At 72.5% G+C, this 26,443-nt stretch carries 22 protein-coding genes and 1 pseudogene; 13 read left to right on the top strand and 10 right to left on the bottom strand.

Features of this window, described 5'->3' with window-relative positions; translation table 11 throughout:
* Nucleotides 1–3 precede the first annotated feature (3 nt).
* A complete protein-coding gene (gene sucD / locus ACNAW0_RS11805; protein ID WP_416287827.1) occupies nt 4–891 on the top strand; it encodes a succinate--CoA ligase subunit alpha in 888 nt (295 codons plus the stop codon).
* A 57-nt stretch (nt 892–948) separates the two neighbouring features.
* Here sucD and ACNAW0_RS11800 read toward each other — a convergent pair whose 3' ends face one another.
* Nucleotides 949–1,215, bottom strand: a complete 267-nt coding sequence (locus ACNAW0_RS11800) for a DUF4190 domain-containing protein (RefSeq protein WP_416287826.1) — start codon at nt 1,213–1,215, stop codon at nt 949–951.
* A 159-nt stretch (nt 1,216–1,374) separates the two neighbouring features.
* Between ACNAW0_RS11800 and ACNAW0_RS11795 the strand changes: the two genes are divergently transcribed.
* Nucleotides 1,375–2,769 carry a DUF6350 family protein gene (locus ACNAW0_RS11795; protein WP_416287825.1) on the top strand — a complete coding sequence of 465 codons (1,395 nt, stop codon included), beginning with the start codon at nt 1,375–1,377 and terminating at the stop codon, nt 2,767–2,769.
* A gap of 1 nt (nt 2,770) precedes the next feature.
* Here the strand turns inward: ACNAW0_RS11795 and ACNAW0_RS11790 are convergent, their stop codons facing one another.
* Nucleotides 2,771–3,301 (bottom strand): hypothetical protein, encoded by a 531-nt coding sequence (locus tag ACNAW0_RS11790; protein ID WP_416287823.1) that lies wholly within the window; start codon nt 3,299–3,301, stop codon nt 2,771–2,773.
* Nucleotides 3,302–3,538: 237 nt separating this feature from the next.
* Between ACNAW0_RS11790 and purN the strand changes: the two genes are divergently transcribed.
* The 4 genes from purN to ACNAW0_RS11770 all read left to right on the top strand — a co-directional run bounded on the left by purN (nt 3,539) and on the right by ACNAW0_RS11770 (nt 9,269).
* Nucleotides 3,539–4,156: a phosphoribosylglycinamide formyltransferase gene (gene purN, locus ACNAW0_RS11785; protein WP_416287822.1), complete on the top strand. Its 618-nt coding sequence runs from the start codon at nt 3,539–3,541 to the stop codon at nt 4,154–4,156.
* Nucleotides 4,153–5,724 (top strand): bifunctional phosphoribosylaminoimidazolecarboxamide formyltransferase/IMP cyclohydrolase, encoded by a 1,572-nt coding sequence (gene purH / locus ACNAW0_RS11780; RefSeq protein WP_416287821.1) that lies wholly within the window; start codon nt 4,153–4,155, stop codon nt 5,722–5,724. The genes purN and purH overlap by 4 nt, the downstream gene beginning before the upstream one ends.
* A gap of 264 nt (nt 5,725–5,988) precedes the next feature.
* Nucleotides 5,989–6,429: a hypothetical protein gene (locus tag ACNAW0_RS11775; protein ID WP_416287820.1), complete on the top strand. Its 441-nt coding sequence runs from the start codon at nt 5,989–5,991 to the stop codon at nt 6,427–6,429.
* A 206-nt stretch (nt 6,430–6,635) separates the two neighbouring features.
* On the top strand, nt 6,636–9,269 hold the full coding sequence (locus tag ACNAW0_RS11770; RefSeq protein WP_416287819.1) for a glycosyl hydrolase: 2,634 nt from the start codon (nt 6,636–6,638) through the stop codon (nt 9,267–9,269).
* A 112-nt stretch (nt 9,270–9,381) separates the two neighbouring features.
* On the opposite strand, the gene ACNAW0_RS11765 is transcribed toward ACNAW0_RS11770, so the two are convergent.
* The 3 genes and pseudogenes from ACNAW0_RS11765 to ACNAW0_RS11755 all read right to left on the bottom strand — a co-directional run bounded on the left by ACNAW0_RS11765 (nt 9,382) and on the right by ACNAW0_RS11755 (nt 10,689).
* Nucleotides 9,382–10,410 carry an ABC transporter ATP-binding protein gene (locus tag ACNAW0_RS11765; protein WP_416287818.1) on the bottom strand — a complete coding sequence of 343 codons (1,029 nt, stop codon included), beginning with the start codon at nt 10,408–10,410 and terminating at the stop codon, nt 9,382–9,384.
* Nucleotides 10,394–10,555, bottom strand: a pseudogene (locus ACNAW0_RS11760) (methionine ABC transporter ATP-binding protein); the annotation flags it as partial. The gene ACNAW0_RS11765 and the pseudogene ACNAW0_RS11760, both read right to left, overlap by 17 nt.
* Nucleotides 10,546–10,689, bottom strand: coding sequence for a hypothetical protein (locus tag ACNAW0_RS11755; RefSeq protein WP_416287848.1), 144 nt, complete (start codon nt 10,687–10,689; stop codon nt 10,546–10,548). The pseudogene ACNAW0_RS11760 and the gene ACNAW0_RS11755, both read right to left, overlap by 10 nt.
* A 415-nt stretch (nt 10,690–11,104) precedes the next feature.
* Here ACNAW0_RS11755 and ACNAW0_RS11750 point away from each other — a divergent pair, with 415 nt between their 5' ends.
* The 3 genes from ACNAW0_RS11750 (at nt 11,105) to ACNAW0_RS11740 (ending at nt 14,480) form a co-directional block, all read left to right on the top strand.
* On the top strand, nt 11,105–11,968 hold the full coding sequence (locus ACNAW0_RS11750) for a bifunctional methylenetetrahydrofolate dehydrogenase/methenyltetrahydrofolate cyclohydrolase (protein ID WP_416287817.1): 864 nt from the start codon (nt 11,105–11,107) through the stop codon (nt 11,966–11,968).
* A gap of 103 nt (nt 11,969–12,071) precedes the next feature.
* Nucleotides 12,072–13,022 (top strand): malate dehydrogenase, encoded by a 951-nt coding sequence (locus ACNAW0_RS11745; RefSeq protein WP_416287816.1) that lies wholly within the window; start codon nt 12,072–12,074, stop codon nt 13,020–13,022.
* A 240-nt stretch (nt 13,023–13,262) separates the two neighbouring features.
* A complete protein-coding gene (locus ACNAW0_RS11740) occupies nt 13,263–14,480 on the top strand; it encodes an NADP-dependent isocitrate dehydrogenase (protein ID WP_416287815.1) in 1,218 nt (405 codons plus the stop codon).
* A gap of 356 nt (nt 14,481–14,836) precedes the next feature.
* Here ACNAW0_RS11740 and galT read toward each other — a convergent pair whose 3' ends face one another.
* The 4 genes from galT to ACNAW0_RS11720 all read right to left on the bottom strand — a co-directional run bounded on the left by galT (nt 14,837) and on the right by ACNAW0_RS11720 (nt 20,021).
* A complete protein-coding gene (galT, locus tag ACNAW0_RS11735) occupies nt 14,837–15,910 on the bottom strand; it encodes a galactose-1-phosphate uridylyltransferase (RefSeq protein WP_416287814.1) in 1,074 nt (357 codons plus the stop codon).
* Nucleotides 15,907–16,689, bottom strand: coding sequence for a DeoR/GlpR family DNA-binding transcription regulator (locus ACNAW0_RS11730; protein WP_416287813.1), 783 nt, complete (start codon nt 16,687–16,689; stop codon nt 15,907–15,909). Before ACNAW0_RS11730 ends, galT begins: the two co-directional genes overlap by 4 nt.
* Before the next feature lie 159 nt (nt 16,690–16,848).
* Nucleotides 16,849–18,378, bottom strand: a complete 1,530-nt coding sequence (gene cysC, locus ACNAW0_RS11725) for an adenylyl-sulfate kinase (protein ID WP_416287811.1) — start codon at nt 18,376–18,378, stop codon at nt 16,849–16,851.
* A gap of 107 nt (nt 18,379–18,485) precedes the next feature.
* Nucleotides 18,486–20,021: a glycosyltransferase family 2 protein gene (locus tag ACNAW0_RS11720; protein ID WP_416287810.1), complete on the bottom strand. Its 1,536-nt coding sequence runs from the start codon at nt 20,019–20,021 to the stop codon at nt 18,486–18,488.
* Between the two features lie 217 nt (nt 20,022–20,238).
* On the opposite strand from ACNAW0_RS11720, the gene ACNAW0_RS11715 reads away from it, so the two are divergent.
* From ACNAW0_RS11715 to ACNAW0_RS11700, 4 genes are read left to right on the top strand one after another with little or no spacing between them, the layout of a single operon-like run.
* Nucleotides 20,239–21,153 (top strand): ABC transporter ATP-binding protein, encoded by a 915-nt coding sequence (locus ACNAW0_RS11715; protein ID WP_416287809.1) that lies wholly within the window; start codon nt 20,239–20,241, stop codon nt 21,151–21,153.
* Nucleotides 21,146–22,027 (top strand): ABC transporter permease, encoded by an 882-nt coding sequence (locus ACNAW0_RS11710; protein ID WP_416287808.1) that lies wholly within the window; start codon nt 21,146–21,148, stop codon nt 22,025–22,027. The genes ACNAW0_RS11715 and ACNAW0_RS11710 overlap by 8 nt, the downstream gene beginning before the upstream one ends.
* Nucleotides 22,024–22,983 (top strand): ABC transporter ATP-binding protein, encoded by a 960-nt coding sequence (locus ACNAW0_RS11705; protein WP_416287807.1) that lies wholly within the window; start codon nt 22,024–22,026, stop codon nt 22,981–22,983. Before ACNAW0_RS11710 ends, ACNAW0_RS11705 begins: the two co-directional genes overlap by 4 nt.
* 3 nt (nt 22,984–22,986) lie before the next feature.
* The gene (locus tag ACNAW0_RS11700) at nt 22,987–23,697 is read left to right on the top strand and encodes an ABC transporter permease (protein WP_416287806.1); all 711 of its coding nucleotides are present in this window, start codon (nt 22,987–22,989) and stop codon (nt 23,695–23,697) included.
* Nucleotides 23,698–23,815: 118 nt separating this feature from the next.
* Here the strand turns inward: ACNAW0_RS11700 and valS are convergent, their stop codons facing one another.
* A complete protein-coding gene (gene valS, locus ACNAW0_RS11695) occupies nt 23,816–26,386 on the bottom strand; it encodes a valine--tRNA ligase (RefSeq protein WP_416287805.1) in 2,571 nt (856 codons plus the stop codon).
* Nucleotides 26,387–26,443 lie beyond the last annotated feature (57 nt).

The following is a 26,443-nucleotide window of genomic DNA, read 5'->3' as shown; positions in this document are numbered from 1 at the left end:
CCAATGGCTATCTGGCTGACCAAGGAATCCAAGGTCATCGTGCAGGGGATGACCGGTTCCGAGGGTTCCAAGCACACCCGGCGGATGCTGGCCGCCGGCACCAACGTCGTCGGCGGCGTCAACCCGCGCAAGGCGGGTCAGACCGTCGACTTCGACGGCACCGAGCTGCCGGTCTTCGCGACCGTCGCCGACGCCATGAAGGAGACCGGGGCCGACGTCACGGTCATCTTCGTGCCGCCGCAGTTCACCAAGGCCGCGGCCATCGAGGCGATCGACGCCGGCATCGACCTGGCCGTGGTGATCACCGAGGGCGTGCCGGTGCACGACACCGCCGCGCTCTGGGCGTACAACGTGGCGAAGGGCGAGCGGACCCGGATCATCGGCCCGAACTGCCCGGGCATCGCCTCGCCCGGCGCCTCCAACGCCGGCATCATCCCGGCCGACATCACCGGCAGCGGCCGGATCGGCCTGGTCAGCAAGAGCGGCACGCTGACCTACCAGATGATGTACGAGCTGCGCGACATCGGCTTCTCGACCTGCGTCGGCATCGGCGGTGACCCGATCATCGGCACCACGCACATCGACGCGCTGGCCGCGTTCGAGGCGGACCCGGAGACCGACGCCATCGTGATGATCGGTGAGATCGGCGGCGACGCCGAGGAGCGGGCGGCCGAGTTCATCAAGGCCAACGTCACCAAGCCGGTGGTCGGCTACATCGCCGGCTTCACCGCCCCGCCCGGCAAGACCATGGGCCACGCCGGCGCGATCATCTCCGGCTCGGCGGGCACCGCCGAGGCGAAGAAGGCAGCGCTGGAGGCGGTCGGCGTGAAGGTCGGTAAGACGCCGACCGAGACCGCCAAGCTGATGCGGGAGATCATGTCCGGCCGCTGAGCGGTCGGGTGTCACGTACCGAGGGGGTCGACCGGACCGGTCGACCCCCTCGTCGTCTCAGCGGTGCCAGTACGGGTAGTAGGGGCCCCGGGCCCAGAAGATCGCGCGGGCGATGAGGTTGATGACGCCGAACGCGATCGCCAGCCAGCCGAGCAGCTGGGAGCGCCCGAAGCGCTTCGCGTCCCGGATCGACAGATAGCCGAAGACGATGCCGAGGATGCCGAAGCACAGCAGGCCGAGGATGATCCCCAGAACGCCCCAGAGGGTGGTCCGGTCCCGGCCGGCGGCCGGCGGCGGTGGCGGTGGCGGATGCGGAGCGTTCACGGCTTCCTCCGAGCGGTCGGTGCCGCGACGAGACGGTCGCGTCCCTCGGCCGAGGCTAGACCGGATCAGCGGCGTCGGCCGCGTGATCACTGAACTCGCCGCGGCAACGGGGGCGGTATCGGACTGCCGCCGCTCGCGCGACATGCCAGAGTAGAGCCGATGTCACCCGTCACCCCTGACCAGCCCCGCCGTCCCGCCGGTGTCGCCGCCGACGGCCGGCCGATCGGCCGTACCCGGGTGCCCGCGCCCCGGTCGGGGGAGGCGCCGCGCGGGCGGGCCCCGCTGCCCGTCGCCGCCGGGGTGGCAGCCGCCTGGGCCGCCCTGACGTCCTGGCTGCCGGTGGCCCTGGTGCTCGGTCTGGCTCAGCTCAGCGAGGACGCCGGCTCGCTGCCCGGCGCGCTGCGCGCCGGCCTCGCCGGCTGGCTGCTCGGTCACGGGGTGCCGCTGCAGACCTCCGCCGGGCCGCTCGGCCTGGCGCCGCTCGCCCTGACCGCGCTCGCCGTCTGGCGGCTCACCCGGGCCGGCGTGCACGCCAGCCGGGCCATCGGCGCCCGCGGTGGTCGCTCTCCCCGACAGGCGCTCACCGTCGCGGTCGCCGTCGGCATCGGGTACGCGCTCCTCGGTGCCCTCGCCGCGGTCGCGGTCAGCGCGGGCGGGCCGCGGGTGTCCCCGGTCCGGGCCGGGCTGACCTTCGCGCTGCTGGGCACGCTCGCCGCCCTGGTCGGCGCGGTGCGTACCACCGGTGTGTGGGTGCTGTTGGCCCGGCGGTCCGCGCCGCCGCTGCGGGACGGCGTGCGGACCGGGCTGGTCGCCGGGCTGCTGCTGCTCGGCACCGGTGCCGGGGCGGCCGGGCTCGCCGTGGCGACCGGGGGCGGCGACGCGGCCGACCTGATCGGGGCGTACCGGACCGGGGTGGCCGGCCAGGCGGGCATCACCCTGGTCAGCCTCGCCTACGCCCCGAACGCCAGTGTCTGGTCGGCCAGTTACCTGCTCGGGCCTGGGTTCGCCGTCGGCACCGACACGGCCGTACGCACCAGCGAGGTGTCGGTCGGCGCGCTGCCGGCCGTACCGCTGCTGGCCGGGCTGCCGCGCGGGCCGATGGACGGGCTCGGCGCCGGACTGCTCGCGGTGCCGGTGCTGGCCGGGATGGCCGCCGGTTGGCTGCTGGCCAGGCGGCTGGCGAGGAGCGCGGCCGGCGGGCGGGCCGCCGCGCCGACCCGCCGCAGCGACCGCGCGGAGGCCGCGTCGGCGGTCGGCTGGCCGGCGCTGCTCGTGCCGGCGGCGCTCGCCGGCCCGGTCGCCGGGGTGCTGCTCGGCGTGGCCGCCGCGATCTCCGGTGGGCCGCTCGGCGGCGGCCGGCTGGCCGAGATCGGCCCGGTGTGGTGGCAGGTGGCCGGGGTGGCCACGGCGGTCGTCGCCGTCAGTGCGCTGCTCGGAGCCGCCGCCACCAGGCTCCTCACCCGCCCGGTCGGCACCGGCGGCCGGGGGCGGACCCGGGCGGAACAGGCGAGGGGCGCCCCGGATGCTCCGGGGCGCCCCTCAAGGACCGGGTGAATTACTGGCCGGGCAGGCTGATGTTGAGCGCCACCGCCGCGATGATCAGCAGAATGCCCAGGCCGGCGCCGACGGCACCGCAGATCAGGCCGGTCTTCGCCTGGCCGTCGTTGTTGGCCAGCCCCTGCGCGGCCTTCTGCCGGCCGAGGTAGCCGGTGACCGCGGCGGCGATGCCGACCGGGATGCCGAGGTAGAAGCAGCAAACCAGCGGGATCGACGCGATACCGAGGATCATCGACACCAGGCCGAGGGTGTTGTTCTGCCCCTGCCCCTGTCCCTGCGGGTAGCCGGCGTTCGGGTACGTCGGCACGGCGCCGTACGGCTGCTGCTGGGCGTACGGGTCCTGGTAGGGCTGCTGCCCGTACGGCTGGCCCGAGGTGGGCTGCTGCCCGTACGGCTGGCCCGAGGTGGGCTGCTGCCCGTACTGCGGCGCCACGGGCGGCTGGGCGTACGGGTCGTGGGGCTGCTGCGGGGCGTTCGGGTCCTGCGGCTGCTGGCCGTAGGGGTCCTGACCGGGATAACCGGGCTGCATTGCGGGGTGCTCCAAACTGGTCGACGGTCTGGTCGGTTGTTGCCGATCATCATTCCGCCCAGCACCGGGGCGCCGCGGCACACGGGCCCGGGACCAAGGTCACGATGCCGACACCGGGCCGGACGTACGCCAGCACCGGGCGACGGCAGCGTATCGTGCCGGCGCCACCCGGAGATCACCCGCGTGATGCCGCCGCCCGGGATATGGGCGTCCCGACCTGCCCGATAGGGTGGCGGGGTGAGCGAGCCCGCGTCCGTCGCCCGTCTCGTCGTCCTCGTCTCCGGCTCCGGCAGCAACCTCCAGGCGCTGCTGGACGCCAGCGGTCCCGGCTACGGGGCGCGGGTGGTGGCCGTCGGCGCCGACCGCGACGGGATCGCCGGCCTGGACCGGGCGGCCGCGGCCGGTGTGCCCGCCTTCGTGGAGCGGCTGGCGGACCATCCGTCCCGCGAGGACTGGGACCTCGCGCTCACCGCCCGTGTCGCGGAGCACGAGCCCGACCTGGTGATCAGCGCCGGGTTCCTGAAGCTGGTCGGCCCGCACTTCCTGGCCGCGTTCGGCGACCGCTACCTGAACACCCACAACACCCTGCTGCCGGCGTTCCCCGGCATCCACGGCCCCCGGGACGCCCTCGCCTACGGCGTGAAGGTCACCGGCGCCACGCTGTTCTTCGTCGACGCCGGGATGGACACCGGCCCGATCGTCGCCCAGGTCGCCGTGCCGGTGCTGGACGACGACGACGAGGAGACGCTCACCGAGCGCATCAAGGAGGCCGAGCGGCGCCAGCTCGTGGAGCAGGTCGGTCGGCTGGTTCGTGAAGGTTGGACGATCACCGGCAGAAAGGTCACTGTTCCATGAGCTCCACCGAGGACGTGCGCCGCCCGATCCGGCGGGCGCTGGTCAGCGTCTACGACAAGACCGGCCTGGTCGAGCTGGCCCGGGCCCTGCACGAGGCCGGGGTGGAGATCGTGTCGACCGGCAGCACCGCGTCGACGATCTCCGGCGCGGGCGTCCCGGTGACCCCGGTCGAGCGGGTGACCGGCTTCCCGGAGATCCTCGACGGGCGGGTGAAGACCCTGCACCCGAAGATCCACGGCGGGCTCCTCGCCGACCTGCGCAAGGACGCGCACGCCGACCAGCTCGCCGAGCACGGCATCGCCGGCATCGACCTGCTGGTCTCCAACCTCTACCCGTTCCAGGCCACGGTCGCCTCCGGCGCGAGCCAGGACGAGTGCGTCGAGCAGATCGACATCGGCGGCCCGGCGATGGTCCGGGCCGCGGCCAAGAACCACGCCTCGGTCGCCGTGGTGACCGACCCGGCGGCGTACCCGGCGCTGCTGGCCGCGCTCGCCGCGGGTGGCTTCACGCTGGCCCAGCGCCGGGCCCTCGCCGCCCGGGCGTTCGCCGACATCGCCGAGTACGACGTGGCCGTCGCCGACTGGTTCGCGGCCACCCTGGCACCGCCCGCCGACGGGTGGCCGGAGTTCGCCGGCCTGGCGCTGCGCCGGCAGGCGGTGCTGCGCTACGGCGAGAACCCGCACCAGGCGGCCGCCCTCTACGCCGACCCGGCCAGCCCGGCCGGGCTGGCGCAGGCCGAGCAGCTGCACGGCAAGGAGATGTCCTACAACAACTACGTCGACGCGGACGCCGCGTGGCGGGCCGCGAACGACTTCCCCGAGCAGCCGGCGGTGGCGATCATCAAGCACGCCAACCCGTGCGGCATCGCGGTCGGCGCGGACGTGGCCGAGGCGCACCGCCGGGCGCACGCCTGCGACCCGGTCTCCGCGTACGGCGGGGTGATCGCGGTGAACCGGCCGGTCTCCGTCGAGCTGGCCCGGCAGGTCGCGGAGATCTTCACCGAGGTGCTGGTGGCCCCGGGCTTCGATCCCGGCGCCGTCGAGATCCTCCAGGCCAAGAAGAACATCCGGCTGCTGCACGCCCCGGAGTTCAACCCGCTCCCGGCCGAGTGGCGGCAGGTCACCGGCGGCGTGCTGGTGCAGTTGCGGGACCGGATCGACGCCGAGGGCGACGACCCGGCGCACTGGCGGCTGGCCACCGGGGAGGCGGCCGACGAGGCGACCCTGCGCGACCTCGTGTTCGCCTGGCGCGCGGTCCGCGCGGTGAAGAGCAACGCGATCCTGCTGGCGAAGGACGGCGCCACCGTCGGCGTCGGGATGGGCCAGGTGAACCGGGTCGACTCGGCGCGGCTCGCGGTCAGCCGGGCCGGCGCCGACCGGGCCCGTGGGTCGGTCTGCGCCTCGGACGCGTTCTTCCCGTTCGCCGACGGCCCGAAGATCCTCATCGAGGCCGGGGTTCGGGCGATCGTCCAACCGGGCGGGTCGATCCGCGACGACGAGACCATCGCCGCCTGCAAGGAGGCCGGCGTGACCATGTACCTCACCGGCACCCGGCACTTCTTCCACTGAGCACAGTCACCCGCCGGGCGCGGTCGAGCAGCCGCGCCCGGCGTGGCATGCCCGGCCGGCCCGACCAGGGGCGCTGTCGTGGTGGGGTCGTTTGACCAGCCGTTAGTACGGCAGGTTGCCATTGCCCGCCGACAAATGTTGTTGCTAGCGTGGCCCTCGGCACAAAGCGATCGATCCTTTCCGTTCTCCTCACGGCCGGCTCCCACCCGCGGCCCTCGTGCCGCCCGCCCGAGCGGCTCCCCTCCTAGCCGACAGGTCCGCCCCATGCGCGTGCTCGACCGGTTGACCGCCGTCGTCGTCGCGTTGGCGTTCGTCCTGGTCGGCCTGGGTGCGCCCGCCCGCGGGGAGACCCCTGCGCCCGGCGCGGTGGTCACCGCCGCGCACCGGTCGATCGTCTACGACTGGCCGGTCGCCACGCCGGCACGTCCCGCCCCTCCCCCCGGCGACCCCCGAGTCGTCGTGGCGCGTCTCGCGCACCCCGACGCTCCGCCGGACGCGCGGACGGAGTTATCCGGCGGAAACCGTGGTGACCACCGCGCCGGCGTCGTTCTCACCGACGGCCCCGACGATCTCCTCCCGGCCGCACCCGTGCGGGTCGGCGACCCGCCCGACCGGGTTGTCGCCGCGCCCCGCTACCGGCCGCCGGCCGTACCGCTGCCGCCGGGCGGCACCCTGCCCACCCGGGCCCCGCCGGCCCGCGCCTGACCCGTTCCGGCACCCCGCCGGCCCGGCCGCCCGACCCTTTCGCGCGGCCCGTCACGAGTGACCCGCCCGTAGAGGCCGGTGCCGTGCGGAAGCGACTGTCGGACCTGGACGGTTCGCGTCCGATCTCGAACGTGCCGTGGCGGCTATCCGTCGCCATGGTTCCCACCCCGGGCCATCCGCTCGGGACCCCATCACGGAGGAGTCACATGTCCAAGTCCCGCTGGCGTAAGCCGGCGACAATCGCGGGCGTGCTGGTGCTGGCCGCCGCGCTCGGTGGCGTCGTCGCCACCAACCACGAGGTGCGGGAGAAGCTCGGCCTGGCCGACGAGCCCGGCGCCAACCTGCCCTGGCATCCCAGGGAGTTCATGGAGATGGCGGCCGGCGAGTCGTCCGAGGAGGCCGGCGAGGAGGCCTTCGAGGCCCGCACCATCGCCGAGCAGTTCGCCCAGGCCCGGTACGCGCCGGGCATCGTCTCGCCGGGCGCGTACGCCAACGCGTTGAGCCAGCTCAACGCGCTCGCGGTCACCAAGGGCACCTGGCGCGAGGTCACCAACATCAAGTACGACGGGGACGACCCGCGCTACCGCGACTACGCGTCCAACTCCTCCGGCGGCGCCGGCCTGGTCACCGGGCGGATCACCGGCCTGGCGGCGGACAACAGCGGCTACGTGTACGCGGCCGGCGCCGACGGCGGCGTGTGGCGCTCCTCGACCGGCGGCGGGAGATGGACGCCGATCGCGGACGCGCTGCCCACCCTGTCCAGCGGCGACGTCGTGCTCGCCGCCGACGGTTCGCTCTGGTACGCCACCGGCGAGGCGAACACCGGCGCCACCTCGTACGTCGGTGCCGGCGTCTACCGGCTGGCCAACCCGAGGACCGGCAGGTTCGCGGCCACCAACCGGATCGGCGGGACCGAGCTGGAGAGCACGGTCATCAACAAGCTGCGCTTCTTCGACGGCAAGGTCTGGGCCGCCACAAACCGGGGCCTGTACTCGCATTCGATGAGCAGCACGTCCGGCGCCTGGCAGCGGGAGTTCACGCCGAACCCGAGCTACCTGCCGGGCGGGGCGAACGCGGGCGACGCGAACGCCGCGTACAAGAACATCGTCAACGACGTGGCGGCCGACCCGCGCAACCCGAAGCACGTGGTGGTGGCCTCGGCCTGGCGCTCCGGCGACGCGTACAACGGCTTCTACGAGACCCGCGACTACACCGCGGGCGGCTGGGCGAAGGTCAACCCGACCGGTGCCATGCCGGCCGACGACATCGGCTACGTCACGTTCGCCTTCTCCGGCGACGGCGGCAAGCTGTACGCGATCAACCAGTCGCCGCGGCTGCTCAACAAGCCGGCCGGCAACGTGAACAGCTACCTGGACGGCATCTACGTCTCCAACACCGGCAGCCCGGCCGGCCCGTGGAACAAGATCGCCGACTCGTCGAAGCTGGGCAACTCCGGCTCGGCCCTCAAGCAGACCGTGATCGGCAAGGGTTACGGCCCGGGCATCCAGGCCTGGTACAACCAGTTCCTCGCGGTGGACCCGGCCAACCCGAACCACCTCTGGGCCGGCCTGGAGGAGGTCTACGAGACCAGCGACGCGGGTGCCACCTGGAAGACCGTCGGCCCGTACTGGAACTTCGGTTTCTCCTGCTGGGACATCTACGACGCGCAGAACGCCTGCAACAAGACCACCCACTCCGACCAGCACTCGGTGGCGGTGGGCAACGGGTTCGTCTACGTCGGCAACGACGGTGGCGTCTACCGCCGGCCGATCAACGGCAGGACCGACAAGGCCGGTCACGCGACCGACTGGCAGAGCCTCAACGACGGCACCATCGACGCTCTGCAGTACTACTCGGTCTCGGTGGGCAAGGACCCGGCCAGGGCCGGCACCGTGGTCTCCGGCGGGCTCCAGGACAACGGCGTCTCGGTGCTGCGTGCCGGCGACACCGTGATGGGCTCGAACTTCGGCGGTGACGGTGGCGACTCGCTGGCCGACCCGGCCAACGGCTGCCGGCAGGTCCAGGAGTACACCAATCTGGCCATGCGGGTGACCGAGAACTGCAACGAGAACCCCGGCCCGGGCACGGCGGCGACCTCCACCTCCCGGGACATCCAGCCGTACACCTCCCGGCCGGGTGACGAGCCGGCCCGGTTCATCGCGCCGTTCGCGCCCGACGACCACGACGCGAACGTCTGGGTCGCCGGTGGCCAGCACGTCTGGGCGAACACCAAGGGCTACGCGATCCAGAACGGCAAGGGCTGGGCGAACCTCTTCGACCTGGGTGCCGGCCACACCGCCACCGCGGTCGCCGTCTCCGGCGGGATGGCGTACGTCAGCTGGTGCGGGCCGTGCAACAACGCCGGGTTCGCCCGGGGCGTGGCGGCCGGCAAGGTCGACGACCCGTCGAGCTGGCACCAGCTCACCCTGCCGGGTGACTTCCCGAACCGGTTCGTGCAGGGCGTCGGGATCGACCCGGCGAACGCCTCGCACGCCTTCCTCGCGATCAACGGGTTCTCCCGCCGGTTCACCGAGGGACCGGGTGCCGGCTACGGCCACGTCTACGAGACCACGGACGCGGGCGCGACCTGGAGGGACGTATCGGCGAACCTGCCGGACGTGCCGGCCAGCTCGATCAAGCAGTTGTCCAACGGCGCGCTGGTGCTGCCCACCGACCTGGCCACCTTCTACCGCGCGCCCGGTGCCACCAACTGGCAGCGGCTCGGCTCCGGCCTGCCGCTGACCGTCGGCATGGACGTCGAGTACAACGCGGTCGACAACTCGGTATACGTCGCGACCCATGGTCGCGGCATCTGGGCGTACAACCTGTCCCAGCTCTGACCGCCAAGGCCGACCGGCTGCTGGCAGCCGGCCGGCCTTCGGTCGCGACCGCGGGCCCCGCCCCTATTCCTCCGGGGGCGGGGCCCGTCTCGTGTCCACCCCCGGTGCCAGATCAGGCGGCGGGGCGTACCTCGGCGAAGTGGCAGGCCGAGGGGTGCGGATCCGCGGCGCGGAGCACCGCGAACGGTTCCCGGGTGGCGCAGATGTCCTGCGCCTTCCAGCACCGGGTGCGGAACCGGCAGCCCGACGGCGGGTCGGCCGGGCTCGGCACGTCTCCGGTGAGCCGGATGATCCTCCGGTCGTCGCGGGCGTCCGGGTCGGGCACCGGCACCGCCGAGAGCAGCGCCTGGGTGTACGGGTGGGTGGCCCGCTCGTAGATCTCCTGTTCGGTGCCGATCTCCACGATCTTGCCGAGGTACATCACCGCCACCCGGTCGGAGATGTGCCGGACCACCGACAGGTCGTGCGCGATGAAGATGTACGACAGCCCGAACTCGTCCTGGAGCTGCTCCAGCAGGTTGATCACCTGGGCCTGGATGGAGACGTCCAGGGCCGACACCGGCTCGTCGCAGACGATGATCTCGGGTCGCAGGGCGAGTGCCCGGGCGATCCCGATGCGCTGGCGCTGCCCGCCGGAGAACTGGTGCGGGTAGCGGTTGACGTGCTCGGGGTTGAGCCCGACCACATCCAGCAACTCCTGTACCCGCCGCCGCTTGCTGCCCTTCGGCGCCGCCTCGGGGTGGATCTCGAACGGTTCGCCGATGATGTCGCCGACCGTCATCCGTGGGTTCAGCGAGGTGTAGGGATCCTGCATCACCATCTGCATGTTGCGGCGCAGCCGGCGCAGCTCCGCCCCGGAGGACTTGAACAGGTTCTTCCCCTCCAGCGATGCCCGGCCGGCAGTCGGCTTCTCCAGCCGCATCAGCAGCCGCGCGAGGGTGGACTTGCCGCAGCCGGACTCGCCGACCACGCCGAGCGTCTCGCCGCGGCGCAGTTCGAAGCTGACCCCATCGACCGCCTTGACCGCCCCGATCTGCTTCTTGAACAGCACGCCCCGGGTGATCGGGAAGTGTTTGACCAGGTTGTCGACGGTGAGGATGGTCTCGCCGCGGACCTTGGTCGGGCTAGCGGGTGCTGTCATCACGGACCTCCTGGGCGAAGTGGCACGCGCTGGCCCGGCCCTCGCCGAGGGCCAGGTCGTGGGGCAACTCGTCCGCGCAGACCGGCTGCACGTACGGGCACCGGGGATGGAACGGGCAGCCGGAGGGGATGCGTATCAGGTTCGGCCGCCGCTGCCGCCGCTGCCGCCGCTGCCGCCGCTGCCGCTGCCGCCGCTGCCGCCGCCCGAGCCGCAGGCCACCAGGCCCAGGGCCACCGCGAGCGGAAGAGCGGTCCAGGCGGCGAGCCTACGAACACGCATTGGAGTCTCCTCATCTCCTTACGCTGCGCAGTCAGGCCCGGCGCTGGGTAACGCTGTGCAACGATCGGCAACGGTAGGTCGTCGCGGGCCGTTTCGGCAACGAGAGCGTTGGGATGTGGTAACGGACAGCGGCCCCCCGTCTTGGCTCCAGGTCAGGTCTCTCCTGTGGCAGTGGTGGCAAAATAGCTGGCCAGTGGCGGCTTTTGAGTCGGCGGCTCGTGTCCAGGGCGTACTCTCGACGCCTTCGTGCGCTTGCCCGGTCGCTCGTCCGCCGCGTCCCGGTTGATCATTGGTGTCCGTCTCAGCATGTGGCGCGATTCACGTTAAGTTACAATGAGTGACGAACGCCACGTAGCAGAGGGTCACCATTTGTCGTCGTCGTTCGGGCGGCCGTGTGACGTGAGACGATCCAGGCGTGACGGCGATGATCCTGGACGGCAAGGCGACGGCGGCAGAGATCAAGGACGAGCTGCGAACACGGGTCAAGGCGCTGGCGGAGCGCGGGACCATCCCGGGGCTCGGCACGGTCCTGGTCGGCGCCGATCCCGGCTCCCAGGCGTACGTGAACGGGAAGCACCGCGACTGCGCCGAGGTGGGCATCGCCTCGATCCGTCGCGAGCTGCCCGCCGACGCCACCCAGGAGCAGTTGGACGATGTCCTGGCCGAGCTGAACGCCGACCCGGCGTGCCACGGCTACATCGTCCAGCTGCCGCTGCCCGGCCACCTCGACACGCAGCGGGCGCTGGAGATGATCGATCCGGCCAAGGACGCCGACGGGCTGCACCCGGTGAACCTGGGCCGGCTGGTGCTCGGCTACGACGCACCGCTGCCCTGCACCCCGCGCGGGATCGTCGAGCTGCTCCGCCGGCACGACGTCCCGCTGCGCGGTGCCAGGGTGGCGCTGATCGGCCGGGGCAACACCGTCGGCCGCCCGCTCGGCCTGCTGCTCACCCGGCGCAGCGAGAACGCCACCGTGACCCTGTGCCACACCGGCACGCTGGACCTGGCCGAGCAGACCCGCGCCGCCGACATCGTGATCGTCGCAGCCGGCGTACCGGGCCTGCTCACGGCCGAGATGATTACGCCCGGCGCGACGGTCGTCGACGTCGGCATCACCCGGGTGATCGGCCCGGACGGCAAGGGCCGCTACACCGGCGACGTCGACCCCGAGGTGGCCGAGGTGGCCGGCAAGCTGGTGCCGATGCCGGGCGGCGTCGGGCCGATGACCCGGGCCATGCTCCTGACCAACGTGGTGGAACGCGCCGAGCGGCAGGTGTGACCGACCACCCAAGCACGGCATAACCGTCCGCCCCGGGCCTGATCGGTGCCAGGATGGCTGATACGGTCCGGAAAACCGACTGGTAGCAGAGAGTGGGACGACCATGGGTAAGAAGGTCACTGTCGTCGGGGCCGGCTTCTACGGCTCCACCACCGCGCAGCGCCTGGCCGAGTACGACGTCTTCGACACCGTCGTGATCACCGACATCGTGGAGGGCAAGCCGGCGGGTCTGGCGCTGGACCTCAACCAGTCGCGCGCCGTCGAGGGCTTCGAGACCAAGGTCGTCGGCGTCACCACCGGCCCGAACGGCGAGGGCTACGAGGGCATCGAGGGCTCGGACGTCGTCGTCATCACCGCCGGCCTGCCCCGCAAGCCGGGCATGAGCCGGATGGACCTGCTGGAGACCAACGCCAAGATCGTCCGCCAGGTCTCCGAGAACGTCGCCAAGTACGCCCCTAACGCCGTCGTCATCGTGGTCTCCAACCCGCTCGACGAGATGACCGCGCTGGCCCAGATCGCCACCCAGTTCCCGCGCAACCGGGTGCTCGGCCAGGCCGGCATGCTGGACACCGCCCGGTTCACCAACTTCGTCGCCGAGGCGCTGAACGTGCCGGTGAAGTCGGTGAAGACCCTGACTCTGGGCTCGCACGGCGACACCATGGTCCCGGTCCCGTCGAAGAGCACGGTCGACGGCAAGCCGCTGCGCGAGGTCATGCCGGCCGAGCAGATCGAAGAGCTGGTCGTCAAGACCCGCAACGGTGGCGCCGAGGTCGTCGCGCTGCTGAAGACCGGCTCCGCGTACTACGCCCCGTCGGCCGCCGCCGCCCGGATGGCCAAGGCCGTGGCCGAGGACTCCGGCGAGGTCATGCCGGTCTGCGCCTGGGTCGACGGCGAGTACGGCATCGCCGGCGTCTACCTGGGCGTCGAGGCCGCGATCGGCGCCGAGGGCGTCAAGCGGGTCGTCGAGACCGACCTGGACGCCGACGAGATCGCCAGCCTCAAGGAGGCCGCCGAGGCCGTCCGCGCCAAGCAGTCCGACATCGCCAACATGTGATTCTTGAAACTCCCGAAAGGGCGGGCCGGCTGACGCCGCCCGCCCCTTCCCTGTTCTGGTGATCAAGGAGTTTGCCGTCACGGGCCGGATTTCTGACGCGAACTCCTTGATCAACTTCGCCGGGAACGGGGGTGGAGGCGGTGACCGTGTTCCACTGGGTGAGGCCGGCTGGGGCGGCCCGAGCAGTTTCCAGTACGCTCGTACTGCTTGAGCACGTGTCCCCGAGAGGAGCGCCGGCCGATGGCGAAGATCAAGGTAAACAACCCGGTCGTGGAACTCGACGGCGACGAGATGACCCGGATCATCTGGAAGCAGATCCGGGAGCAGCTGATCCTGCCGTACCTCGACGTCGACCTGCACTACTACGACCTGTCGATCCAGTACCGCGACGCCACTGACGACCAGGTCACCATCGACGCCGCCAACGCCATCAAGGAGCACGGCGTCGGCGTCAAGTGCGCCACCATCACCCCGGACGAGGCCCGGGTGGAGGAGTTCGGCCTGAAGAAGATGTGGCGGTCGCCGAACGGCACCATCCGCAACATCCTCGGCGGCGTCGTCTTCCGTGAGCCGATCATCATGTCGAACGTGCCGCGGCTCGTGCCCGGCTGGACCAAGCCGATCATCATCGGCCGGCACGCGCACGGCGACCAGTACAAGGCCACCGACTTCGTCGTTCCCGGCCCGGGCACGGTGACCATCACCTACACCCCGGCCGACGGCGGTGCCCCGATGGAGATGGAGGTCGCCAACTTCCCCGGTGGCGGCGTCGCCATGGGCATGTACAACTTCGACGACTCGATCCGGGACTTCGCCCGCGCCTCGATGCGCTACGGCCTGGACCGTGGCTACCCGGTCTACCTGTCGACCAAGAACACCATCCTCAAGGCGTACGACGGCCGGTTCAAGGACATCTTCGCCGAGGTGTTCGAGAACGAGTTCAAGTCGCAGTTCGAGGCCGCCGGCATCACCTACGAGCACCGGCTGATCGACGACATGGTCGCCGCCGCGCTCAAGTGGGAGGGCGGCTTCGTCTGGGCCTGCAAGAACTACGACGGTGACGTGCAGTCCGACACCGTCGCCCAGGGCTTCGGCTCGCTCGGCCTGATGACCTCCGTGCTGATGACCCCGGACGGCCGCACCGTCGAGGCCGAGGCCGCGCACGGCACCGTCACCCGGCACTACCGGCAGTACCAGAAGGGCGAGAAGACCTCGACCAACCCGATCGCGTCGATCTACGCCTGGACCCGCGGCCTGGCCCACCGGGGCAAGCTGGACGGCACCCCGGCGGTCACCGAGTTCGCCAACACGCTGGAGCAGGTCATCGTCTCCACCGTCGAGGGTGGCCAGATGACCAAGGACCTCGCGCTGCTCATCTCGCGCGACGCCCCGTGGCTGACCACCGACGAGTTCATGAACGCGCTCGACGAGAACCTGGCTCGCAAGCTCGCCGCCTGATTCCGCGTACGCGTCACGACGGAGCCCGCCGGCTGGTGCCGGCGGGCTCCGTCGTCTCCGCCGGTCGATGTCCGGCTCAGGCGCCCGGCTCAGGCGCCCGGCCCTCCGCGTCACCGCGGGTGGCGCGTCTCGTTGAATACGGTGGACGGGATGCCAGTCCCGCCCAGGAAGGTTGACCGCGGTCGCCTCGCGGCATGAGTGCCGATCAGCCAGCCTTCCCGGCTGTCGCGCACAGCCAGCCGTCCCTTCCCTTGCGGGGGGCCCTGTCCCGGGCCCCCCGCGCCCTGTTGTGCTCCGCCCAGGTGTTAACACGGGGCCCCTCCTATACCGGAGGCGTTAACAGGGGGCCCCTCCTTTCACGCGTTGCGGAGCAGTTCGGCGGCGCGTTCCGGGGCGACGTCGCTGATGAAGACCTGCATGGCGGACTCGGAGCCGGCCAGGTACTTCAGCTTGTCCCGGGCCCGCCGGATGCTGAACAGCTGCAGGTGCAGGTGCCCGAGTTCGCGGTCGACGTGCACCGGCGCCTGGTGCCAGGCCGCGATGTACGGCATCGGCAGGTCGAACAGCCCGTCGAAGCGGCGCAGCACGTCGAGGTAGAGCGGCCCGAAGGCGTCCCGCTCGGCGTCGTCCAGCGCCGGGATGTCCGGCACCGGCCGGTGCGGGGCCACGTGCACCTCGAACGGCCAGCGGGCCGCCGCCGGCACGTACGCCGTCCAGTGCGCGTTGCTCGCCACCACCCGGTCCCCGGCGGCGCGCTCGGCGGCGAGCACGTCCGCGTACAGGTTGCCGCCGGTGCGCTCGGCGTGCCGGCGGGCGGCGGCGAGCATGGCGCGGGTCCGCGGCGTCACGAACGGGTACGCGTAGATCTGGCCGTGCGGGTGGTGCAGGGTCACCCCGATCTCCACGCCCCGGTTCTCGAACGGGAAGACCTGCTCCACCCCGGGCAGTTCGCTGAGGGCGCTGGTCCGGTCGGCGAGCGCGTCCAGCACGGTCCGCACCCGGCGCGGGGAGAGCCCGGCGAACGAGGCGTGGTGGTCGTCGCTGAAGCAGACCACCTCGCACCGGCCACGGCCCGGGCGTACCGGGGTGAACGGGGTGATCTCGGCCGGCTCCTCGGCGACCCGCTGGCTCAGCGACGGGAAGCGGTTCTCGAAGACGGCCACGTCGTAGTCGGGGGCGGGGATCTCGCTGAGCCGGCCGTCCCGGGACGGGCAGAGCGGGCACTGGTCGGCCGGGGGCAGGAAGATGCGCGTCTGCCGGTGCACCGCCACCGCCACCCACTCGTCGGTCAGCGGGTCGTACCGGAGCTGGGACGCCGGCGGCGGCGGGGGCAGCTCACGCCGATCCGGCTGGTCGCGGACCGCGTCGTCCCGCTCGTCGAAGTAGATCAACTCGCGGCCGTCGGCCAGCTCGATCCGCGTACGCCTCACTTTTCCCCCTCAGTGCCGGGCACGACGACCAGCTCGCCCACCCTGTCCGCGAGTGACCGGCGCGCCTCCGGTGCCAACCGGTCGTCGGTGACCAGCACGTCCGCGGCCTCCAGCCCGACGATCGAGGAGATGCCGACGGTGCCCCACTTGCTGTGGTCGGCGAGCACCACCAGCCGGTCGGCCGCGGCCACCAGGGCCCGGTTCGTGTCCGCCTCCATCAGGTTCGGGGTGGTGAACCCGGCGCGCTCGCTGATCCCGTGCACGCCGAGGAAGAGCAGGTCCAGGTGGAGCGCCCCGAGGGCCGCCACGGCCAGCGGACCGACCAGCGCGTCCGAGGGGGTACGCACCCCGCCGGTGAGCACCACGGTCTGGTCCGGCCGGCCGCCGACGTGCAGGATCTCGGCCACCGGCAGCGAGTTCGTCACCACGGTCAGCCCGGGGACGTCCACCAGACGGCGGGCCAGCTCGGCGGTGGTCGTACCGGCGGAGAGGGCGACGGCGGCGCCGGGGCGGACCAGCTGGACGGCCCGGGCGGCGATCGCCGCCTTCTCGGCCGACTGGCGGATCGACTTGGCCCGGAAGCCCGGCTCGTCGGTCGAGCCGGCGAGGGTCGCCCCGCCGTGTACCTTGGCCAGCAGGCCCTGCTCGTGCAGGGTCTCCAGGTCGCGCCGGATGGTCATGTCGGAGACGCCGAACTCGATGGCCAGGTCGGTGACCCGTACGCCCCCGGCGGCGCGGACCCGTTCCAGGATGGCTGCCTGCCGCTGCCGTGCCAGCACTCGCCGTCACCTCCGTTCCCGCGATCACGTGTCCACGTGGTTCAACGTGTTCGAACAAAGTTGAACACTAGCGCGCAGGCAGGCACGACGGAAGGGACGGTGTACGGGAACACAGGGCTCGCCGCCCGCACCGCGAACGGCGGCGGCCGGCGGGGACGGTCAGGCGGACTGGAGGCGTTGCTCCACCCAGCCGGTCTCGGTCAGGTGTTCCATCACCCGATGGACCGCCTCCTCGACGGCCAGGTCCGTGGTGTCCACCACCAGGTCGGCGTCGGTCGGCTCCTCGTACGGGTCGTCGATGCCGGTCATCCCGGTGATCAGGCCGGCCCGGGCGCGGGCGTACAGGCCCTTGCGGTCTCGCTGCTCGCACACCTCGAGCGGGGTCGCGACGTGAACCAGCAGGAAGCCCGCCCCGGCAGCGTGCGCCATCTGCCGGGCGACCGCCCGGGCGGCGGCGTACGGAGCGATCGGGCAGCAGATGCCCACCCCGCGGTGCCGGGCGATCTCGGCGGCCACCCAGCCGATCCGGCGCACGTTGGCGTCCCGGTCGGCCTTGCTGAACCCCAGCCCGGCGGAGAGTTCCCGGCGGACCACGTCACCGTCGAGCAGCGTGATGCTGCGCTCGCCGCCCTCGCGCAGCAGGTCGGCCAGGCCCCGGGCGATGGTCGACTTGCCGGACCCGGACAGCCCGGTCAGGAAGATCACCAGGCCGCGGTGCCGGCGCGCCGGACGGGCCCGGGCCAGCTCCTTCGCCACCGCCGGCGGGGTGTGCCACTCGGGCAGCGGGAAGCCCCGGTCGAGCAGGTCGTCGATCTCCTCCTGGCTGAGCGCCAGCCGCCGGTTGCGTGGCGGAATGTCCTCCCGCCAGCGCCACTGCCCGTCCCGGTTGTCGTACGCCAGCTCCCGGGGCACCAGCACCCGCAGGCCGGCCCCGGAGAGCATCCCCTCGGTGGAGAGCAGATGGGTCACCCCGTACGCGGCGGCGACCCGGGCGCGGAGCAGAGCGTCGCTGATCTCGTCGCGCCGCCCGACCAGGGGCACCGCCACCAGGGTGGCCGGGGGCATCCGGTCGCGGGCCGCGAACACGGCGCGGACCAGGGCCTCGGACGTCAGCCCGCCGGTGCCCTCCTCGCCCACCGGAATCATCACCAGCAGGTGCGCGCCCAGGGTGCGGGCGGCGTGCGCGATCTGCGCGAGCTGCGGCCGGTGCAGCGGCCGGTCGGCGAAGACGCCGAGCACCCGGCCCGGCGGCAGCAGCGCCCTGACCTCCTCGGGGCTGCGCCGCAACCGCTGGAACGGCCCGTGGCCGCCGTCGCCGAGCCGGCGTACCGCGCCGCCGACGCCCGCCATGCCCTCGCGGACCGGCCAGACGTCGGTCACGTCCATCGCGGCCACCGGGGCGCCCTCGCCGTCGGTGAGCACCAGCGCCCGGCGCTGCGGGTCGTCCAGCTCGAGCCCGTCGGCGAGTGCCCTCGGCACCTGCAGGGTCACCGGCACCGGCCACGACGTGCCGTCGGCCAGCCGGCCGCGCCGGCTCAGCGCGGCCAGGTCGGCCCGGGTCATGAAGCCGGCCAGCGGGGTGTACGCCCCGGTCAGCAGCAGCTCCAGATCGGCCAGCTCACTGGTGCGGGGCGCGTAGTTCGGCGCGTCCCGCAGTACGTCCTCGGGAAGCACCCACCCGTTGCTCATCGAACCCCCAACTCACCGACCGGTCCCACAGTTTCTCAGCCGGCCGGCGATCGGTCGAGAGTGCCACTCCTGCCTCGCCGTTGCCAGGGTACGGAGTGGCCAGGAGCCTAGACGAGTGATTCCCAACTCTGGTGGGGGCGGCGTGGTCGGTGGCGCAGCCGCGTCACCAGCCGGCGGAGCCGGGACCAGAAGGCTCGCTCGTACTCCACCCGCGGTGGGGCGCCGTCGGCGGCGCAGTGCACGAGCAGTGCCAGACCGACGTCCCGCGTCCAGCCCGCGCCGGTCACCCGGGCCTTCAACTGCCAGGTGCCCCGGGTCCGGCCGCCGTTGAACACCGCGAAGTCCACCGTCGCGGTCGCCCGGTGCCGGATCTGCAGGGCGTCCCCGTCCGGTACGCGCAGGGTGTCGACGGTGACCGGCAGGAAGATCTCCTCCCGGGTCTCCAGCCGGCAGGCGACCAGGTCGACCTTCGGCCGCCCGGCCGGCGCGGCGTCCGGCGGCGGCTCGATGCCGTCCACCGGGAACAGCGGCAGCTCCGTACCGTCGGCGGCGAACCGCATCGGCCGGTCGCCGGCGCGGAGCTGGGCCACGAAGGCGACCGTCAGGGTGGCACCGGCCAGCTCCCAGCGCGGCGCCTCGGCGTACGCCCGGACCCCCGCCTCCCACTCGGCCAGCCGGTGCAGATCCGCGACCCGGCCCTGTTCGGCGAGGGACGCGATGGCCCGGTGCAGCGGCGGCAGGCCGGCGGCGACGCCCGGGGCGAACCGCTCCCGGACGATCTGCCGGATCTCCCCGGCGACCTGCTCGATCCAGTCCTCCGGGGCATCGGTCATCCGGCGCCCGCGCAACCGCTCCGCCATCTCGTTGCGCAACCACCGCCGGTGCAGCCGGTCGCGCAACGCACCCGGGGGGACGTGCGCGTCCACGATGTCGAGCGCCTCGCGCAGCGCGCCGTAGTACTCCGCCGGGTCGAGCCGGTTGGCCGTCACGTTGCCCGCGTCCGTCCGCCGGTAGTGGTGGTAACACGTGTAGTCCGCCAGCACGCAGGTCCGCCCGGAGACCAGGTACGCCCGGACCACCATGCGGTGGTCCTCGAGCCGGCGGTGGGGGGCCTCCGCGAACCGCAGCTCGTGCTTGTCGAGGAACGCCCGCCGGAACAGCTTGTGGCAGGTCAGGCTGTCGATCAACGGCGCGTTGGCGAGCGTGGCGTCGAACCGGTTCTTCCGGAACAGCTCGCGCGGGACGCTGCGCCCGTGCCCGGCCATCTTGCCGACCACGATGTCCGCGTCGTACGTCCGGGCGCAGGAGTACAGCCGTTCGATCGCCTCGTCCGCGAACCAGTCGTCGTCGTCGGCGAAGAAGACGTACTCGCCCCGGGCCTGCTCCACGCCGACGTTGCGCGGCCGGGACGGCCACCCCGAGTTCTCCTGGTGCACCACCTGGAAGTTTGGGTGGGTGGCCGCCAGGTCCGCCAGGCGCCCCGGCGTGTCGTCGGTCGAGCCGTCGTCGACGAAGATCACCTCGAACTCCCCGGGCGGCAGCGACTGGCGCGCCAGCGACGCGACGAGCCGGTCGATGTGCGGCCCGCAGTTGTGCGTGGGGACCACCACGCTCACCTTGGGACAGTCCGTGTCGACGGTCATGACTTTTCCCCGGTTTGGTCCGTTCCGGCCGCGCCCCGGTCGGCGACGCCGGCTCCCCATGTTGGACGCCTGATCGTCATCCTAGGTTGCCGACCCGTTACCGAGTGTCAACCCGGCGCGAGTGGTGGCCACCTAGGGGCCGGATCGCCAGGGATCAGGGAATCGCCGGGGTCGCAGCCGGCCCCGGGAACGGCCCCGAGTGCCTACGCTGGTCGTCGTGACACTGCTCGCGACCGAGTCGCTGACGAAGACGTACGGGGGTCGGGTCACCGCGCTGGCCGACCTCACGGTGTCGGTCGAGCCGGGGATCATCGGGCTGGTCGGCGCCAACGGCGCCGGCAAGTCCACCCTGATCAAGATCCTGCTGGGCCTGCTCGCCCCGACCAGTGGCCGAGTCTCCGTGCTCGGCCTCGACCCCACCACCGACCCCGCGGCGGTCCGCGCCCGGGTCGGCTACATGCCCGAACACGACGCCCTCCCGCCCGACCTCTCCGCCGCCGAACTGGTCACCCACCTGGGTCGGATCAGCGGGCTGCCGCGTACGGTCGCCCGGGAGCGGGCCTCCGAGGCGCTGCGCCACGTCGGCCTGCACGAGGAGCGCCACCGGGCCGTCGGTGGCTACTCCACCGGCATGAAGCAGCGGGTGAAGCTCGCCCAGGCCCTGGTGCACGACCCCGACCTGTTGCTGCTCGACGAGCCCACCAACGGCCTCGACCCGGCCGGCCGGGACGCCATGCTCGCGCTGATCCACCGGATCGGCACCGAGTTCGGCATCTCCGTGGTGGTCTGTTCGCACCTGCTCGGCGAGGTGGAGCGGATCTGCGACACCCTGGTCGCCATCGACGGCGGCCGGCTGCTGCGCGCCGACCGGGTGGCCGCGATGACCTCCGCCACCGACGTGCTCGCCGTCGAGGTGAGCGAGGGTACGGAGGACCTGGCCGCTCGGCTCGCCGCGCTCGACCTGCCGGTGTCCCGGGAGGGGCGGCTGCTGCTCGTCCCGCTCGCCGACGACGCCACCTACGACCTGATCCTCGGCGCGGTCGCCGAGCTGGACCTGCCGCTGCACCGGCTGGACCAGCGGCGGCACCGGGTGGCCGAACTCTTCGCCACGAGGGAGCCCAGCCATGCCTGAGCCGACCGGCGTCATCCACGACATCGGATACCAGCGTTACACCGGCCCGCGGCTGGGCCGCCGGCACGTCTTCGGGGCGCTCTACCTGCACGGCCTGCGGACCGCGTTCGGGCTGGGTCGCTCCGCCAAGGCGAAGATCTTCCCCTGGCTGGTCGTCGGCATCGTGGTGATCGTCGCCGCCGGGCTGACCGCGGTACGCACCCAGACCGGCCAGGTCGTCATGACGTACGCCCAATTCGCCGACGCGATGAGCTGGCTGGTCATCTTCTTCGTCGCGGTGGTCGGGCCGGAGCTGGTCTCCCGCGACCTGCTCAGCGGCGTGCTGCCGCTCTACTTCTCCCGCCCGCTGCCGCGCGGCGACTACGCCCTGGCCAAGCTCGGCGCGCTGGGCACCGCGCTCTGGATGCTCCTCGGCGCGCCGCAGCTGGTGATGTTCCTCGGCGCCGCGTTCACCACCAAGACCGGGATGCGCGGTGTCTGGGACGAGCTGCTCGACCTGCTGCCCGGCCTGCTCTACGCGGCCCTGTGGGCGGTGGTCTTCGCCTCGGTCGGGCTGCTCATCGCCTCGCTCACCGGCAAGCGGGCGTTCGCGGCCGGCGGCATCGTGGCCGTGTTCCTGATGACCGCCCCGATCGTCGGCATCCTCTCGATCATGCCGTCCCGGACGGTCAACGAGCTGGCGATGCTCGGCTCGCCCACCAGCCTGATCCATGCTGTCGGCCAGTACACCCTCGGCGACCTGCTCGCTCCCGGCGGGCAGACCGAAGCGCAGATCGGCCACTTCGGACCGGTCTACGTGGCCGTCGCCGTGATGCTGGTGGCCGGCTGCGTCGCCCTGCTGCTGCTGCGATACCGGAAGGTGGCCGCCCGATGACCACGATCAGTGCCGGCCCACAGTCGGCGGCGCCAACCACTCCCGCGTCCACCCTCGACCTCGCCGGGGTCTCCCGGTGGTACGGCAACGTGGTGGCGGTCAACGACATCACCATGCGGCTCGGGCCCGGGGTGACCGGGTTGCTCGGGCCGAACGGCGCGGGGAAGACCACCCTGCTGCACATGATGGCCGGCTTCCTCGCCCCGTCCCGGGGCGCGGTCACCCTCGACGGGGAGCCGACCTGGCGTAACCCGGCTGTCTACCGGCGGCTCGGCCTGGTCAGCGAGCGGGAGGCGGTGCACAGCTTCCTGTCCGCGTACGAGTTCGTGCTGGCCAGCGCGAAGCTGCACCGGCTGCCCGACCCGGAGGCCGCGGCCCGCCGGGCGATCGACCTGGTCGAGATGGCGGACGCGCAGGACCGGCGGATCGGCACGTACTCCAAGGGCATGCGGCAGCGCACCCGGGTGGCGGCCGCGCTGGTCCACGACCCGCAGGTGCTGCTGCTCGACGAGCCGTTCAACGGGATGGACCCACGGCAGCGGCTGCACATGATGGCCCTGCTGCACCACCTCGGCGACGCCGGCAGGACCATCCTGTTCAGCTCGCACATCCTGGAGGAGGTCGAGCAGGTCTCCGGCACCGTCCAGGTGATGGTCGCCGGCCGGCTGGCCGCCTCCGGCGACTACCGGACCATCCGCCGGCTGATGACCAACCGGCCGCACGTCTTCGCGGTCCGCTCCACCGACGACCGCGCGCTGGCGGTCGCGCTGATCGCCGAGCCGTCGGTGACCGGCGTGGAGCTGGGCCGGAACGGGCTCACCGTCCGGGCCGGCGACTACGGCGCCTTCACCCGGGCGCTGCCGAAGATCGCGCTGGCCCGGGGCGTCCGGGTCCGGTCGCTGACGCCCGAGGACGAATCGCTGGAGAGCGTCTTCTCCTACCTGGTGGGGAGCTGACTGATGTCGACCGTTACCTGGATCACCGCGCGCGGACTCTTCGGCCGGCGCCGGTTCCTGCTGCTGCTCCCGCTGCCCGCGCTGCTGCTGGCGCTCGCGATCGTCTCCCGCGCCCTGGGCGTCCACCCGGCCCAGTGGGGGCCGCCGGTGCTGGTCGGGCTCGGGCTGGCCGTGGTGCTGCCGGTGGTCGCGCTGATCGTCGGCACCGGCGTGCTCGGCGCCGAGATCGACGACGGCACAGTGGTGCACATCCTCACCAAGCCGCTGCCGCGCTGGCAGATCGTGCTGCCGAAGCTCGCGGTGGCGACCGGGGTCAGCGCGGCCACCGTCGCTGTCCCGCTCTACGTCGCGGGGGTGCTCGCCGAGTCGGTACGACTCGGACTGGCGCTCGCCGCCGCGTCGGCGCTGGGCGCGCTGGCGTATTCGGCGCTGTTCCTGGCGCTCAGCCTGCTGACCCGGCGGCCCGTGCTGCTCGGCCTGGTCTACGTGCTGATCTGGGAGGGGCTGCTCGGCCGGTTCGTGGACGGCACCAAGGTGCTCTCGATCCAGCAGTGGGTGATCGCTCTCGCCGACCGGATGGCCCCCACCGACCTGCTCGGCACCACCGTCTCGGTCCCGGTCGCCGCGACCCTGACCGCCCTGGTCGCGATCGGCGCCACCGCTCTCGCCGTCGACCGCCTCCGCTCCTTCAGCGTGGCCGGCGAAACGAGCTGATCCCCGCCGCCGCCCCACCCTCCCCGGGGCGGCGGCAACTTCGGGGAAAGTGCTGCCTCCCGTCGTGCGGAGGCGGCACTTTCCCCGAAGGTGCGTGGATCTTGGAGTATGCCCCGAGTCAGAAGGCGCAGGCGATGACCAGCTCCGGCGTGCGGTTGGGGAGGAGGTCGAGTTTGGTGATCCGGCCGGCCGCCCGGACGTCGTCGGCGACCAGGGTGAGCTGGTCGAGCAGGGCCGCCGGACCGAGCGCCTCGGCGAGCGGCACCTCCGCCTTCATCGACAGCTTCCGCTCAGACTTGGCGCGGCGCACTTGGCCCAGCGCGTCGGCGGCCAGCCGCAGCAGCTCCGGGTCACCGGGCCCCTGCACCGCCCGGCCAACCTCGTACGTGGTGGGCCACGGGGCGCGGTGCACCGAGCCGTACCGCCACCAGGACCAGACCTCCTCGGTGACGAAGGGCAGCACCGGGGCGAACAGCCGCAACTGCACCGAGAGCGCGGTGGCCAGGGCCGCCCGGGCCGAGTCGGCCCCCGGCCCGGAGCCGTAGGCGCGCTCCTTCACCAGCTCGATGTAGTCGTCGCAGAACCGCCAGAAGAACGCCTCGGTCGCCATCAGGGCGGCGGTGTGGTCGTACCCGTCGAACGCGGCGGTCGCCACCCCGACCACGCCGGAGAGTTCGGCGAGCATGGCGGTGTCCAGCGGCTCGGTCGCCGGGGCGCGCAACGCGTCGGCGGCGCCCAGCCCGAGGGCGAACTTCGACGCGTTGAGCAGCTTGGTGGCGAGGCGCCGCCCCACCTTGATCTGCGCCGGGTCGAACGCCAGGTCCATCCCGGGCTTGCCGCTCGCGGCCCAGTGGCGGACCGCGTCCGAGCCGTGCTGCTCCAGCAGGGCCAGGGGGGTGACCACGTTCCCCTTGGACTTGGACATCTTCTTCCGGTCCGGGTCGAGGATCCAGCCGGAGAGCACAGTGTCCCGCCAGGGCAGCACCCCGTGCTCCAGGTGGGACCGGACCACGCTGGCGAACAGCCAGGTACGGATGATCTCCTGCCCCTGCGGGCGCAGGTCCATCGGGAACACCAGGCGGAACAGCTCCGGGTCGGTCTCCCAACCGCCGACGATCTGCGGGGTCAGCGACGAGGTGGCCCAGGTGTCCAGCACGTCCGGGTCGCCGACGAAGCCGCCCGGCAGCCCGCGCTGCGCTTCCTCGTATCCCGGCGGCGGCTCGCTGGACGGGTCGATTGGGAGCATCGATTCGTCCGGTGTGAGAGGCTGGGCCCAGTCCGGCTCGCCAGCGTCGTCGAGCCGGTACCACACCGGCACCGGCACGCCGAAGAAGCGCTGCCGGCTGACCAGCCAGTCCCCGGTGAGGCCGCCCACCCAGTGCTCGTAGCGGTGCCGCATGTGTTCCGGCACCCAGTGCAGCTCCCGGCCCCGGGCCAGCAGCTCCTCCCGCAGCCCGGCGTCCCGGCCGCCGTTGCGCAGGTACCACTGCCGGGTCGAGACGATCTCCAACGGGCGGTCCCCGCGCTCGTAGAACTTCACCGGGTGGGTGATCGGGCGCGGCTCGCCGACCAGGTCGCCGGCGTCGGCCAGCAGCTCGACCATCGTCCGCCGGGCGCCGTTCACGGTCTGCCCGGCCAGCGCGGCGTAGGGCTCCGCCGGCACCCCGGCCGGCGGCTCGGGCAGCAGCCGCCCCTCCCGGCCGATCACCACCCGGGTGTCGAGCCGCAGCTCCCGCCACCAGGTCACGTCGGTCAGGTCACCGAACGTGCAGACCATCGCGATGCCCGTACCCTTGGCCGGGTCCGCCAGCGGGTGCGCGCGCACCGGCACCTCGACCCCGAAGACCGGGGTACGCACCGACGCGCCGACCAGGTCCGCGTACCGCTCGTCGTCGGGGTGGTAGACCAGCGCCACGCAGGCCGGCAGCAGCTCCGGCCGGGTGGTGTCGATCAGCACCTCGCGCCCGCCCGGCCCGTGGAAGCGCAGCCGGTGGTACGCGCCGGGCCGCTCCCGGTCCTCCAGCTCGGCCTGCGCCACGGCGGTGGCGAACCCGACGTCCCAGAGTGTCGGCGCCTCCGCCTGGTACGCCTCGCCGCGAGCCAGGTTGCGCAGGAACGCCCGCTGGCTGGTCGCCCGGGCCACCCGGCCGATCGTGGTGTACGTCAGCGACCAGTCCACCGACAGCCCGAGCCGCCGCCACAGCGCCTCGAAGACCTTCTCGTCCTCGACGGTGAGCAGCTCGCACAGGTCGATGAAGTTGCGCCGGGAGATGGCCATCGGGTTCTTCCGGGCGTCGTCGGTCACCGGGATGGCCGGCGGCCGCCAGTCCGGGTCGTACGGCAGCGCCGGGTCGGGGCGCACCCCGTACACGTTCTGCGCCCGCCGCTCGGTGGGCAGGCCGTTGTCGTCCCAGCCCATCGGGTAGAAGACCGTCCGGCCGCGCATCCGCTGGAACCGGGCCACCGTGTCGGTGTGCGTGTACGAGAAGACGTGTCCCATGTGCAGCTCGCCGGATACGGTCGGCGGCGGGGTGTCGATCGCGTACACGTGCTGGCGCTCCCCGGCCCGGGTGCGGTCGAACGCGTACGTCCCGTCCTCCTGCCAGCGGCGCGCCCAGGTCTCCTCGATGCCGTCCAGGGTTGGACGCTCGGGGGCACCGGTGCGGGCCGTCCTCGCCGTATCCGTCATCAGCCGATGGTAGGCAGCCGACCCGGGTCGCTCCACGGCATTCCGTGCCGCGTCCGC

It is taken from the genome of Micromonospora sp. SL1-18 (assembly GCF_047921505.1).
Taxonomy (GTDB): domain Bacteria; phylum Actinomycetota; class Actinomycetes; order Mycobacteriales; family Micromonosporaceae; genus Micromonospora.
This window is presented reverse-complemented; position numbering and strand designations above follow the sequence as displayed.

What these genes read in the sequence shown, in the direction of transcription:
- ACNAW0_RS11775 (WP_416287820.1), top strand. Translation starts at nt 5,989, where the DNA reads ATGCGCGTGCTCGACCGGTTGACCGCCGTCGTCGTCGCGTTGGCGTTC.
- ACNAW0_RS11765 (WP_416287818.1), bottom strand. Translation starts at nt 10,410, where the DNA reads ATGACAGCACCCGCTAGCCCGACCAAGGTCCGCGGCGAGACCATCCTC.
- valS (WP_416287805.1), bottom strand. Translation starts at nt 26,386, where the DNA reads ATGACGGATACGGCGAGGACGGCCCGCACCGGTGCCCCCGAGCGTCCA.
- sucD (WP_416287827.1), top strand. Translation starts at nt 4, where the DNA reads ATGGCTATCTGGCTGACCAAGGAATCCAAGGTCATCGTGCAGGGGATG.
- cysC (WP_416287811.1), bottom strand. Translation starts at nt 18,378, where the DNA reads ATGAGCAACGGGTGGGTGCTTCCCGAGGACGTACTGCGGGACGCGCCG.
- ACNAW0_RS11740 (WP_416287815.1), top strand. Translation starts at nt 13,263, where the DNA reads ATGGCGAAGATCAAGGTAAACAACCCGGTCGTGGAACTCGACGGCGAC.
- ACNAW0_RS11705 (WP_416287807.1), top strand. Translation starts at nt 22,024, where the DNA reads ATGACCACGATCAGTGCCGGCCCACAGTCGGCGGCGCCAACCACTCCC.
- purH (WP_416287821.1), top strand. Translation starts at nt 4,153, where the DNA reads ATGAGCTCCACCGAGGACGTGCGCCGCCCGATCCGGCGGGCGCTGGTC.
- ACNAW0_RS11790 (WP_416287823.1), bottom strand. Translation starts at nt 3,301, where the DNA reads ATGCAGCCCGGTTATCCCGGTCAGGACCCCTACGGCCAGCAGCCGCAG.
- ACNAW0_RS11755 (WP_416287848.1), bottom strand. Translation starts at nt 10,689, where the DNA reads ATGCGTGTTCGTAGGCTCGCCGCCTGGACCGCTCTTCCGCTCGCGGTG.
- ACNAW0_RS11770 (WP_416287819.1), top strand. Translation starts at nt 6,636, where the DNA reads ATGTCCAAGTCCCGCTGGCGTAAGCCGGCGACAATCGCGGGCGTGCTG.
- ACNAW0_RS11795 (WP_416287825.1), top strand. Translation starts at nt 1,375, where the DNA reads ATGTCACCCGTCACCCCTGACCAGCCCCGCCGTCCCGCCGGTGTCGCC.
- ACNAW0_RS11710 (WP_416287808.1), top strand. Translation starts at nt 21,146, where the DNA reads ATGCCTGAGCCGACCGGCGTCATCCACGACATCGGATACCAGCGTTAC.
- ACNAW0_RS11720 (WP_416287810.1), bottom strand. Translation starts at nt 20,021, where the DNA reads ATGACCGTCGACACGGACTGTCCCAAGGTGAGCGTGGTGGTCCCCACG.
- ACNAW0_RS11700 (WP_416287806.1), top strand. Translation starts at nt 22,987, where the DNA reads ATGTCGACCGTTACCTGGATCACCGCGCGCGGACTCTTCGGCCGGCGC.
- ACNAW0_RS11745 (WP_416287816.1), top strand. Translation starts at nt 12,072, where the DNA reads ATGGGTAAGAAGGTCACTGTCGTCGGGGCCGGCTTCTACGGCTCCACC.